The following is a 13,356-nucleotide window of genomic DNA, read 5'->3' as shown; positions in this document are numbered from 1 at the left end:
GAAGCAGGGCTTGCAGATTCGTAATTTGGTTAGATGACAAAGCCTCCGGCCTTTCCAAAAGAAGGCTGGAGGCCAGGGTTTTTATGATTTGGGAGGGTTCAGCATAGACCCGTCATCATCCTGTGTAGGATTGTCCTCGTCAGTCTGATCAGCAATTTCGTACCCTTCCTGCTCCTCGAAGTGGGTGTCGGTGGTGTCCTCCGCGCCGTGGGTCAGTTTCTTCAGGCGCTTGAAGAAGAGCAACAGCAGCACGCCAAAGGCCGCAGTAAAGATGAAGATGCCGACAAAGGTCTTATACTCCTGCTGATTTTGAAGTTCAAAGAGTTCAATTTCGCCACTGTATTTGCTGATATCGACCTTAGCGCCACCGTCTTTCATGGCGGCTTTGGCTTCCTCATCGTAGGCCATGCGCACCACTGCCGTCAGTTGAGCATCTGATGCCGCCCCTTCTTCTTGGAGGTATTCGGTCAGTAGCTGCTCATTTTCGGACGAAAGCTGCAGCAGTTCCTTTACGTCCACACCGCCCTCGCGGAGCACCACCTGCCCGCCTTCCAGGTAAGCATTGGCCGTAAACTCAAAATCATCGGCTTTCATGATGACCGTATCTGCAACCAGGTCATATTCCGCCGGAGAAGCCACCAGTTCCGTACTCACGGTTTCCAGCTGAGACGATTCCCCAATGGCGCCGGCCACTTTATTACCCAGGCCGGTGGCCGCAAAATAAACCCCCATCATAATGGAGACATACTTGACAGGTGCCACTTTCGTGATAAAGGACAAGGCAACCGGTGAAGCACAAAGCTCGCCCAACGTGTGCAGCAGGTAGGCCAGGATGAGCAGATAGAGGGCGGCTTTATCGCCGTACTGCTCCACATCGGCACTGGCTTTCGCCATAAACAGGAAGCCTGCGCCCATAATAATGGTACCCACTGCCATTTTCACCAGAGACGAACTCTCGTAGCCCTGATGTTTCCACCAAATCCAGAAGCTGCCCACCAGCGTACCGAAAATAATGATGAATAAGGCATTCACCGACTGAAATACCGATGCCGGGATTTCATACATCTCTGAGGTATACAAATCCGACCGGTAAAAACTATAGCCTGCTAAAATGAGTGCCCCAATCGGCAAAAACAGGTAGTATGTATCTTTTTTCTGCAGGTAGTGGATGATGCCGAGGATCACCAAAATGCCGCCGGCTCCGTAAAACAGCAGATCAATGGTGAGGAAGTTCACCGTCCGGTCAATCTTGTTCAGCGTGTAGATATTGAGCAAACCACCCGCCTGCTCGAAGGCGCCCCAGAAGACAATAATGATCAGGAAAGACAGGATGAGCACCATAAAGCGGTCTTTCTCGATGCTGTTCACCTCCTTGTAAATCATCATCATCAGCCCGGCTACGATAGAAAGGAACAGGAACAGCGCTGTGTAGAGGTAACGGTCTGTGCCTTCAAAAGCGGTAAATGCAAGAACCGAAGAGCCAACGATAAGCCCTGCCGTAATGGCTAGCTGCACCGGGCTCCTGAAAAGCTCCTGGAATAAGTCGCCAAAGGAGGAATCTGCGGCTTCCCCGGCCGCTTTGGGGGCTTTGCTCGGCGGTTCACCTACGCCTTTCAGGTATTTTTGCCCCAGCATGAAAATGACCTGCCCGAGGAGCATGCCAATACCCGCCAGTCCAAAGCCATAGTGCCAGCCGATGGTCTCGCCCACCGCGCCCACAATGAGGGAGGACAGGAAGGCCCCAACGTTAATACCAATATAAAATATAGTAAAGCCCTGATCGCGCCGTTCATCACCTTGCTTGTACAAGCCACCCACCATGGTGGAAATATTGGGCTTCAGCCCGCCCACGCCAAGAATGATGAGGGCCAGGCCCGTATAAAAAGCCCAAATAGCCTCAATAGCCAAAATACCGTGCCCGGCAACCAGCGTCAAGCCACCGTAGAGCACCGCCTTCTTTTGCCCGATAAACTTGTCGGCCAGAATACCACCGGGGATAGACATCACATAAACCAGCATGGTGTACCAGCCGTAAAGGGCCAACGCCTCAGAGGACTCCCAGCCCAGTCCCGGGTTGTCGCCGGTAGCGGAGCTGATGATGTAAAGGACCAGGATGGCGCGCATGCCATAATAGGAGAAGCGCTCCCACATTTCGGTAAAGAATAGGACGAAAAGCCCAATCGGGTGCCCAAAGAGTGAGGGCTGATTGTCAAAGTCAAAGGTGTTCGCTTTCGACATGTGTAATTGTAGTTTTAGCTAAGCCGGGGTCTTCCCGGTGTGGTTCTTCATTTCTGTTGCCCGATGAGACGGCGCTGCAAAACGGGTGTAAAATAGATACTTTTGGCTGAGCCTGCCTAATATCCCATCTATTATTTTGCAGTTCAGGCAGTTCACAGACAATCACTTTTAGAGTATTTCCCAACGGATACTGCATGAAAATAAATGGCATTCAATAGATCAAAAAAATGAATAACCAGCTGACTTCATCTGCAGCAAAAGCCTGACCCCCCTCTGTATGCCATGCCTCTGCATCCCATTTCTCCGCGGCCTTTGCGTGCCTTTTCTCTGCGTCCCTGCGTGCACGCTCTCCACCACTCCTATTTTATGTTTCCACCAGAACTTCTTACCTTCGCATTCCAATTACCTGAAACAGGTTGCTTACCTCACCTCATTTTAATCATGATCACGTATATCAAAGGGAATATTACCCACAAAAGCCCGACCTATGTCGTAGTGGAAGCTGGTGGTATCGGTTACCATATCAACATAAGCCTGCACACCTACGCTCTGATCGAAAAGCTGGAGGCCGTCAAAATTCTGACCCATCAGCACATCAAGGAAGACAGCCACACGCTCTACGGGTTTTCCGAGTCTGTCGAGCGTAACCTGTTCCGCCACCTGATTTCCGTATCCGGTGTGGGGCCGAGCACCGCTCAGCTGATGCTCTCTTCTATGACACCGGATGAAATGCGGGCCTCTATCATTGGCGAGGACGTGACCGGGCTCAAACGTATCAAAGGCATTGGTGCGAAAACCGCACAGCGGATCATACTCGACCTCAAGGACAAACTCCTCAAGGACGGGGGCGACGAAAACCTGCCAGCCAATGTCCCACAGGCAGACAATACGATCCGGGAGGAGGCGTTATCAGCTTTGGTTGCATTGCAGTTCAATCGTATTCATGCGCAAAAAGCCCTGAACAAAGCACTGAAAGCTCAGCCCGGGATTGGGCAGGTGGAGACCCTGATCAAGCTCGCGCTGAAGGAGCTGTCGTAACCAAATCTATTTTGCTTTGGTTGCCCCTGTTGAAATGCGTTACTTTGCGCCGTCTTTGAAGACAGGTACAGGAGGCTTCCGAAGTTTCCCAAAAGCAGAATGTTAAAGTTATCGGGTGGGGTAAAATATGCCCGTCACCTTCGTTTATAGGTGAAACACCCTGAAAATTGTGTTCGTAAAAGGATTAGGATTAACAAGATTTTAACCCTTTCAATGCCCTGACTTTTTTGATTTTCTACGGATTAAGCGATGCCTCGTGCAAGAATTCCATGATGTTGAATATGAATAAACTACTGATACTCGCTACGTTTTTGTGTGGGATAGCAACTATTGCCCTGGGGAGTGGCCCTCACCTCAATGAGGACCCCTACAGCAGCAGCTACACGGTAGCTTCGGATACCATCCCGGATATCGATGAGCGCTTCGGCGACTTTCTGACGAACCCGAATTCCAATCCATTTGACCTCAATGACCCCGATGTCGTTCAGCAGAATGTGGAATTTGACCCGGCTACCGGCCAGTATATCATCACTGAAAAAATTGGGGACGACTTCTATCGCCCGCCTACCTTTATGTCTTTTGATGAGTACCTCAATTTCCGTCAAAGACAGGATCAGCAGAATTATTTTAATGAGCTGGCGGGCATCAGCTCTACCGGGGCTACCGGAGCCCTTGACCCCATTGAGAAAATCGACGTGAAAGAAAACCTCCTGGAGCGCCTCTTTGGTGGCACAGAGGTGGACATCCGCCCACAGGGTAACATCGACCTCACCTTTGGCGTCAATTCCAGTATCACCGAACGCCCCGACCTCCCCGAACGGCAGCGGAACCTGACCAACTTTGACTTCGACATGAACATCAACATGAACGTAGTCGGTAAAATCGGGGAAAAGCTCAACCTGACCACTACTTACAACACCAACGCCAACTTCAACTTTGACAACCAGATTAAGCTGGACTACAACTCCGACAACTTTGAAGGGGGAGAGGATGCTATACTGCAGAAAATTGAAGCCGGTAACGTCAGCCTGCCACTCCGGGGCAACCTGATTCAGGGTGGGCAAAGCCTCTTCGGCCTGAAAACAGAACTGAAATTCGGGCACCTGCGCCTGACGCCCATCGTCTCCCAGCAGCGCTCTCAACAGGAAAACATCCAAATTGAAGGCGGTAGCCAGGTACAGGAGTTTGAAGTCCGCGCCGATGAATACGACGAAAACCGCCACTTCCTGCTGACCTTCTACAACCGCGACAACTTCAACCGTTCTCTGCAAAACCTGCCGCAGATCAACAGCCTCTTCAAAATCAAAAAGCTTGAGGTCTGGATCACCAACGACCGGAATGAAGTAACGGATGTGCGGGATATCGTTGCCCTGGCTGACCTTGCCGAGCCGAATCGACTCGTTAGCCCAGATAAAATCAACCAAAATCCATCCTGGAACAAGCGCGACCTGGTCAACCGGGACCTGCTTCCTGATAACTCCGCCAACGACCTCTACAGCCGTATCATCTCCCGTGGCGAACAGGTCCGGGATATCGACCGTGCGGTTTCTACGCTCAAAAATGACTTCGAGCTACAGCAAACCCGCGATTTTGAAAAAGTAAGTGCGCGCAAGCTACAACCTTCAGAGTACACCTTCCACCCGGAGCTGGGCTTCGTCTCCGTGAATATTAATGTGCAGCCTGATCAGGTGCTGGGCGTGGCATTCGAATATGAATACAACGGCAGCATCTTCCGGGTAGGGGAGATGTCGATCAACAACAGTACAGTTGGTACCGATACCACCGACCTGACACCTAAGGTGCTCTTTGTGAAAATGCTGAAGAGTACCACGCAGCGGACCGACGTGCCGACCTGGGACCTGATGATGAAAAACGTGTACCCCATCGGTGCCTTTCAGGTGAATCAGGAGGACTTCCGCCTCGATATTTTCTACGATGACCCTGGCGCAGGGCAGAAGCGATTCCTGCCAGAGACCAATATCGCAGGGATACCCCTTCTGCGCATTTTTAACCTTGATAGCCTGAATACACAGGGCGACCCGCAGCCCGACGGTATCTTTGACTTTGTGCCGGGCGTAACCATCAACCCCCGAAACGGGCGGATCATGTTCCCGGTCCTGGAGCCTTTCGGTGCTGCTCTGGCCCGGCAAATTAACGACGAAGAACTCCGGCGAAAATACGTTTACGATTCCCTCTACCGGACTACCGTATTCCTCGCGCAGGAAGCCGCCGAACAGAACCGGTTTATCATCCGGGGAGAATACAAATCGAGTGTCTCCTCAGAGATATCGCTCGGCGCCTTCAACATCCCTCCGAACTCGGTGACGGTGCGCGCCGGTGGGCAGGTACTGCAGGAGGGCCGGGATTATGAGGTGGACTACACTATTGGTAAGGTCCGGATCCTGAATGATGCGATCCTGCAATCGGGCGTGCCGGTGAATGTCTCTTTTGAGGACAATACCCTTTTCGGCTTCCAGCAAAAGACGATGGTCGGTTTGAGGGCCGACTATGAAATTGATGAGAACTTTAATATCGGTGCGACTTTCCTGAAGCTTTTCGAGCGTCCGTTTACCCAGAAAGTAAACGTTGGAGATGACCCCATCAACAATAATATTTACGGGTTGGATATGAATCTGAGCCGTCAGGCACCCTGGCTGACCCGCGCAGTAGATGCCCTCCCGGGCTTGTCCACGAAGGAGCCGTCCAATATCACGGTAGCTGCAGAGGTCGCCGCTATTCAACCCGGCCATGCCCGGGCGATTAGCCTCAACCCTGTGGATGAAGGAGGGGTGGTCTATATCGATGACTTTGAAGGCAGTGGAGCAAGCTTTGACCTCCGTGCTCAGGCCAACCGTTGGTTTCTGGCCAGTGTGCCGCGGAACGACGATCCCGGTGCAGAACAGCTTTTCCCGGAAGGGCAGCTGATCAATGACCTGCGCTACGGTGCCAACCGGGCCCTGCTCAATTGGTATCGTATCGATCAGGCTGCAAGGGGTGGAACCGATAATGACAATATTTACACCAGCCAGGTGCCTCAGCTTGAGGTCTTCCCTAACTTGCAGCTGCAGCCTAACCAATTACCGAACGTACAGACCTTTGACCTGCGCTATTACCCAACCCTTCGCGGCCCCTATAACTTTGATGTCCCCGAAGGCTATCCTGGCTACACACGAGGGGTGGAAACCTCCAACGGGCGGGTGGAACTCAAGGACCCCCAAACCCGATGGGCGGGCATTATGCGTGACATGACCACCAACGATTTCCAGTCTGCCAATATTGAATTCCTGGAGTTCTGGATGTTGAGCCCATTCCTTGACGAGTCCGGGCAGGGCGCTGCTTCTGACGCCGATGCCAAGCAGGGGGACCTCTACATCAACCTGGGTAACATTTCAGAGGACATCCTCCGGGACTCCCGCTTGTTTTACGAAAACGGCCTTCCCGGCCCGACCAACCCCAGCCGGCCTACCAATGATACGGAATGGTCACGGGTGCCCGTTTCCCAGCAGATTACCAGGGGCTTCGACATTGACGAGGCAACCCGGGAGCAGCAGGACGTAGGCCTGGATGGGTTGAGTGATGCCGCTGAGCGGGTAAAATACCAGGATTACATCGAGGCGATTTCGGCTACCAACGCGGTGGTGGGACAGCAGGTAGCAGAAGACCCTTCACAGGATAACTTCCGGTACTATAACGACGGGCAATGGCCTAATGAAGCCGGTGTCTACGAGCGCTACATCCAATTCAACAACCCGGACGGCAACTCCCGCTCTGCTTCTCAAAATACAGGTAACCAAAACCTCCGCCAAACCGGCACCAACATTCCGGATGCAGAGGACCTCAATCAGGACAACACCCTGAATGAATCGGAAACCTACTTCGAGTACAAGATCCCACTGCGCCGTAGCCTGGAGAACCCCGGTGAAATTGACCTTGAAGAGACACCTTACATCACAGACCGCAGGCAGGCTTCCAACGGACGGATCTGGTACCGTTTCCGTATCCCATTGACGGAGCCCGATAAGGCAGTCGGTGGCATCCGGGACTTCCGCTCCATTCAGTTTATGCGGATGTACCTGCACAATTTCAACGCGCCGGTAACTTTGCGCTTTGCCCGCCTGGAGCTGGTCCGCAACCAATGGCGCCGCTACCGCCCGGACCTGTCCGAGGTAGGAGGCCCTGCCACACCGGAGTGTATTGACGACGAGACCAACTTCACAGTCGACAACGTCAATATCGAGGAGAATAGCGGCCGTGAACCGTTCAACTACGTGCTGCCGGAAGGTATTCAGCGCGAAAGAGCAGTAGGGGTTTTCACCAACCTGCAGAATGAGCAGTCCCTGTCCCTCAATATCGAAGACCTGTGTAATGGGGCGACCCGCTCGGTCTTCAAAGTCATCAATATGGACATGCGGGTTTACGAACGCTTTAAAATGTTCATCCACGCTGAAGAAAAAAATGGTACGGAGATTCCGGAAGGTGCAACCTCTATCTTCGTCCGCCTGGGCAGCGACTTTCAGGGCAATTATTACGAGTACGAGATTCCGCTGACGATGTCGGAAGTGGAGGACCTGTCGGGAGCGCCAACCAGTTCTTCCTATAAAAATGCAGTTTGGCGGCCGGACAACGGGTTTGACTTTGCGCTGAAAGACTTTGTGGAGCTTAAAAAGCGGCGTAATGAGGGCAGCGTAAACCTAAGCGAGGAATATGTAGAGCAGAAGCAGGTAGGCTCTAAGATTCACCGCCTGAAAATCAGGGGCAACCCCAGTGTGGGGCAGGTGAAAGTCCTGATGGTCGGGGTGCGAAATCAGTACGACTTTGTGACGGAGGATGAAAACTTCGACCTGGAGGTCTGGATCAATGAAATGCGCCTCACCGGATTGGATGAGCGGGGCGGTGCCGCTGCTACTGCAAGGGTTGATGCACAGTTGGCGGACTTTGGTTCGATTGCGGCAGCTGGTAACATCAGTACCATCGGTTTTGGTGCGCTGGACCAGAAAGTGCAGGAACGGGCCCGGGAGCGGCTGACTGGCTACGATTTTGCGGTCAACTTCAATCTCGATAAGTTCCTGCCGGAACGCTGGGGGCTTCAATTGCCATTCTACGCACAGTTATCCAATACCACAAGCACACCGGAATTTGACCCTTACGATCTGGATATCCTCCTGGAAGATAAACTCAGGGATGCGGATAACCGTACAGAGCGTGATTCTATACGAGCTGCTGCTCAGGAGGTCACCACGATCAAAAGTTTAAACCTGACAAATGTCCGCAAAGAGCGGGCTGATAATTCCAAGGCGGCTATGCCGTGGGATATCTCCAACTTCAGCGCGTCCTATTCCTATACAGAGTCTGAGTTCCGGGACCCCATTATTGAATTTAATGAAGAAGAGCGGCATACGGGCTCTATCGATTATGCCTTTAGCAGGCGGACCAACTACATCGAGCCTTTTAAAGGGATACAGGGCAATGCTTTCAAGATCATTTCGGAGTTTAACTTCAACCCGTTGCCTAATGCCTTTAGCTTCAGCTCAATCATGAACCGGGTGTTCGAAACGACGAGCTACCGCTTCACGGATGTGGCACCGGAGTACCGGACTTTCTACAACAAAAGGTTTACCTGGGACCGGGATTATGACTTGCAGTGGGACCTGACGAGAGCTTTGAAGTTCAATTTCAATGCGACCAACAGTGCTGTAATTGATGAGCCCAATGAGTCCTTCCTGGTAGAGACCTTTGGGTTTGACCAGGCTCGGGAAATCCGGAGGGATAGTATCTGGACGAATATCCGCAACTTCGGCCGTCCGAAAAATTATCAGCATAATCTGAGCGTGGGGTATGACCTGCCCATCAAGCACCTGCCGTTGTTGCAGGGCTGGGTGACGGCCAAGGTACAGTATCAGGGCAGCTACAACTGGACTGCTGCGGCTCTTAACGTGGATAGCCTGGGTAACGTCATTCAAAACAACCAAAACCGAACGGCGGACCTCGACTTTAACCTGGAGCGGCTTTACGACAAAGTCGATTACTTACGGAAAATCAACCGGGGCTCCAGAGGCGGAGGTGGTGCAAACCGGTCACGCGGCCGGCGCCCAGATTCCCGTGATGATAATCAGAGCCAAAAAGATGACGAGGAGGACAAAAAGAAGAAACGCAACGGGCCTTCCGCCATTGAGCGGGCACTGATCCGGCCATTGATGCTGGTGCGACGGGTGCGCTTCAATTATAATGAGCAGTTTTCGACCACAGTGCCAGGCTACATGCCTCAGTCACAAATACTGGGTATGACAGATTTTGATTCTCCGGGCTGGGGCTTCGTGGCTGGACTGCAGCCCAACATCCGAAATTTAACAGAAGACCAGCTGTTCAACCCGAACCCCAATAATGTGGAGGGAGACTGGCTTAGGGAAAACGAGCAGTGGATCACCGGGAGCTCCTTCCTCAACCGGGAGGTCATGCAAACCTACTCACAGCGGTTTGACGCCCGGGCAACCATAGAGCCTTTCCAGGATTTCAGGATTGACCTGGAGCTCAACCGAACCTTCACAGAAAATTATTCGGAGACGTTTAAAGATACCCTCCCGGGCGATGGCGTGCGGCGGTTAGTCCACACGGTGCCATATGAGACGGGCAGCACACAAATGACTTACAATGCGCTGAATACGCTATTCCGTGACAGCCGGGATGATATTAGCGAGCTCTTTAACACGTTCGAAGCCAATCGTGTCATCATTTCCCGTCGTTTAGGGGTGGGAAATCACCAGGATGAAAACCTTAGCGCACTGGGTTACACCCGGGGCTATGGTAATACCCAGCAGGAGGTCATTCTGCCGGCTTTCATTGCTGCTTACCGGGATGTGGACCCGAATAATGTGCGGTTGAATATTTTTGATCAGATTCCTTCTATTAACTGGAGAATGCAATACAACGGCTTATCCCGGATTCCATTCTTCAGGGATATCTTCCAGAACTTCTCTATCTCCCACGGGTACCGGTCCACGCTTAGCGTGAATAACTTCCGGTCAAGTCTGCCGTTCCTGGCTACCCGGGCCACGGAGCCCATAGATACCGGGACGTTTAACTTTTACCCACGCCTGGAGATAGCTGATGTTGTCATTCAGGAGCAGTTTGCTCCGCTGATTGCGGTGGATATGACCCTGCAAAATGGGATTAGCTTAAATGTGGATTATAAGAAATCCCGTACACTGGCTCTGAGTACGGTCAACTACCAGTTGAATGAAACACAATCTGAAGAGTTCACTGTAGGGTTTGGCTACCTGATCCGGAATGTGGACATTCCATTCCTGACCGGGAGCAATAAGAAGCGAGACCGTAAAAAGGAGGAAGAGGAAGAGGAAGACCCCAATCAGCAAAATCAGGGCCGGAACAACCGGCGTGGCGGTGGAGGCCGTGGACTGCAGGGGCAGGACCTGGATATCAACTTCGATATGTCGATCCGGGATGATATCAGCTTTGCCCATCGGTTGGATGAGGGCATTCAGGAGCCTACCCGGGGTACTTATGCCTTCTCGATATCACCTTCAGCGGAGTACGCGATCAGTCAGCGGCTCTCACTGCGCCTGTTTTTTGATTACCGGCGTACAGTACCGGCTATTGGCCCGGCAGCGCCCAGAACAGATGCATCGGGAGGTATTATCGTCCGTTTCCAGCTGAATTAAGTGAATTGAGTTTTGACGAAAAAAGCAGTTGCTGTTCATCCGCAACTGCTTTTTTTATTCTTCTTCTATAGCTTCCTCCTCGCCCCAGCCCAGGGCTTGCACCATTTTTTCATAGATGGCGGTATTTTCGTAAATGCCCCGGAAAAGTTCTGCCCGTGGGCCATAGGCAAAAACAGGCACCAGGCTGGCGGTATGGTCCTCTGCTGTCCATCCGGCAATCAGGGAATCCCTGGTAGAGCCTGGCTGAATGGCATAGCCTCCGGTCTCATGGTCGGCCGTGACGACGACCAGCGTCCCTTTATTGCGTTTGGCAAAAGCCAGGGCTTCGCCTACGGCCTCATCAAAGTCCAGCATTTCTGTAATCATGTATTCCTGATCATTAGCGTGCCCGGCCCAGTCGATCTGAGCACCTTCAACCATAAAAATAAAGCCGCGGCTGCTGCGCTTCTGAAGAAAACGGTTCCCGATACGGGTGGCCGGTGGGAGGTATTTTCGCCCATTTATGTTTTTAGGCGGGTCTTCTTTTGCTGTGAAATAGCCAAAACCCCGGCTAAAGTCAGGCGTGATCGTATACAGCTCCGTTTCGTAGGCATTGTATATGTTATAGCCGTTTTTTCTCATCTCGCTAATAAGGTCCCGGCCATCTGTATCCCGGTTATTGAAGTAGCGCATGCCTCCCCCCATGAAAAAGTCGATCTTTTTCTGCATTAGTTGTTCTGCAATATCTTCGTACTGACTGCGCAGGGGGACGTGTGCGAAAAAGCCGGCCGGTGTGGCGTGTACTATAGAAGATGTGGTTAGCAGCCCGAGTGCATATTCCCGCGCTTTGGCCTGCTCAAAGATGTTGGGCACCACGTTCCCTTCAGCATCCAGCCCCAACGCACTTTTATTGGTCTTATGCCCGGTGGCGAAAGCCGTAGCTCCGGCTGCTGAGTCGGTGATCAGGTCATCCGCAGCATAGGTTTTCTGAAGGCCGATGATATTGAATTGCTCAATATTCAGGGGCTTTTTATGGCTGTACATGCCAGCACTGATTTGGCCGATACCCATACCATCACCGATCAGAAAGATAATATTCCGGGCAGGTGGTTCGCGCTCCAAAAGCTCTTGGTTGAGGTGCTCCGGGCTTTTGCAGCTTAGCGGCAGCAAGAGTAATAAAAGCAGGTAGTATGGCTGAAAGTTCATGAAAATGATTTTACGCGCTGATAACAGAGCGGTTGGGTTTGCCAATTCAAATCGCGCTAAGTTACAAAACCCGCTTGTTTTCAGACAAGGGTGTACCGCTTGCCCGGAAGCGTACGAACCACCCCTTTAAACTCCAGCCCCAGTAGCAGCGCTGCCAGCTCACTGTTGCTTTGCTGCGTAGCGGCCGATATCTGGTCTACAGGCAATAAGTCCTGCTGTTTAAGGAGTGCTACGATGGCTTCCTCTCCGGGGGTCAGGTCAGGAAAGAGCTCACGCTGTATGCCTTTTTGCACATCTGACTTCTCCCAGCGCATCACGTAGGCAAGATCATCCACACTTTCCAGTAAGTTAGCTCGGTGACTTTTGATAAGCAGGTTGCAGCCTGCTGAGGACTTGTCCCGTATCCGGCCGGGGACCGCAAAAACGTCGCGGTGGTAGTCATTGGCCATCTTCGCACTAATCATGGACCCGCCCTGCCGCTGGGTCTCCACTACGATAAGGGCGTCACAAAGACCGGCAATAATGCGGTTGCGCATGGGGAATCGTTCCCGGTCGGGCTTGGTCTGACTGGGGTATTCGGAGAGCAAGCCTCCGTTTTCAACCATTTCAAGGGCGGCATGGGTGTGTTGAGCTGGGTAGATGCGCTCCAGCCCGTGCGCAACACAGCCTATGGTAGGGACTTCATTCGCAATACAGGCCCGGTGGGCGGCGATATCAATGCCAAAGGCCAGCCCGCTGACTACCATTGCATTATAAGGTTTAAGCCCCTCTACAAGCTCTTCGCAGAAATGCACCCCCTGCGGGCTCGGCCGGCGGGTCCCAACAATTGCCACCGTGCGTTTGGTATTAAGGTCAGCGCTGCCTTTGTAATAAAGCAATGGCGGGCTGTCTGGCAAATGCCTGAGCCGTTGCGGATACTCGGGATCCGTGTAGAATAGAACCTGAATGCCGTGCGCTTCAATAAAATTTAGCTCGCGCTCTGCCATGAAAAGCGCATCTGAGTTACGGATGTTGTGCAGAAGCTGAGGCCCGATGCCTGGCACCCCATTCAGTTCTTTTGCTGTCGCCTCAAAAACAGCTTTTGCTCCGCCGCAGTAGCTCATAAGGTTACGGGCCGTCACCGCACCGACTTTGGGGATGAGCGTCAAAGCGACCTGATAAAAAATATCATCATTCATGGTAGAATAGCTGGCGCGGAGTAAGCCTTCTAAACATGAAT

At 52.3% G+C, this 13,356-nt stretch carries 5 protein-coding genes; 2 read left to right on the top strand and 3 right to left on the bottom strand.

Features of this window, described 5'->3' with window-relative positions; all coding sequences use genetic code 11:
- Nucleotides 1-81 precede the first annotated feature (81 nt).
- Complete coding sequence (locus MRY86_RS22185) at nt 82-2,238, bottom strand: peptide MFS transporter (RefSeq protein WP_293562900.1); 2,157 nt, start codon at nt 2,236-2,238, stop codon at nt 82-84.
- Between the two features lie 441 nt (nt 2,239-2,679).
- Between MRY86_RS22185 and ruvA the strand changes: the two genes are divergently transcribed.
- Complete coding sequence (gene ruvA, locus MRY86_RS22180) at nt 2,680-3,276, top strand: Holliday junction branch migration protein RuvA (protein WP_293562901.1); 597 nt, start codon at nt 2,680-2,682, stop codon at nt 3,274-3,276.
- A gap of 281 nt (nt 3,277-3,557) precedes the next feature.
- Nucleotides 3,558-10,952: a cell surface protein SprA gene (gene sprA / locus MRY86_RS22175; RefSeq protein ID WP_293571955.1), complete on the top strand. Its 7,395-nt coding sequence runs from the start codon at nt 3,558-3,560 to the stop codon at nt 10,950-10,952.
- 54 nt (nt 10,953-11,006) lie between these two features.
- Here sprA and MRY86_RS22170 read toward each other — a convergent pair whose 3' ends face one another.
- On the bottom strand, nt 11,007-12,137 hold the full coding sequence (locus tag MRY86_RS22170; RefSeq protein ID WP_293569558.1) for an alkaline phosphatase: 1,131 nt from the start codon (nt 12,135-12,137) through the stop codon (nt 11,007-11,009).
- Between the two features lie 80 nt (nt 12,138-12,217).
- Entirely contained in the window at nt 12,218-13,315 is a 1,098-nt protein-coding gene (gene dprA, locus MRY86_RS22165) for a DNA-processing protein DprA (RefSeq protein WP_293569559.1), read from the bottom strand.
- Between the last annotated feature and the right edge of the window lie 41 nt (nt 13,316-13,356).

The organism is Phaeodactylibacter sp., assembly GCF_022763345.1.
Taxonomy (GTDB): Bacteria; Bacteroidota; Bacteroidia; order Chitinophagales; family Saprospiraceae; genus Phaeodactylibacter.
The sequence above is the reverse complement of the archived record's forward strand: the minus strand, read 5'-3'. Positions and strand labels throughout refer to the sequence as shown.

Coding starts and splice junctions, on each gene's coding strand:
- dprA (WP_293569559.1), bottom strand. CDS start 13,315: ATGAATGATGATATTTTTTATCAGGTCGCTTTGACGCTCATCCCCAAA.
- ruvA (WP_293562901.1), top strand. CDS start 2,680: ATGATCACGTATATCAAAGGGAATATTACCCACAAAAGCCCGACCTAT.
- sprA (WP_293571955.1), top strand. CDS start 3,558: ATGAATAAACTACTGATACTCGCTACGTTTTTGTGTGGGATAGCAACT.
- MRY86_RS22170 (WP_293569558.1), bottom strand. CDS start 12,137: ATGAACTTTCAGCCATACTACCTGCTTTTATTACTCTTGCTGCCGCTA.
- MRY86_RS22185 (WP_293562900.1), bottom strand. CDS start 2,238: ATGTCGAAAGCGAACACCTTTGACTTTGACAATCAGCCCTCACTCTTT.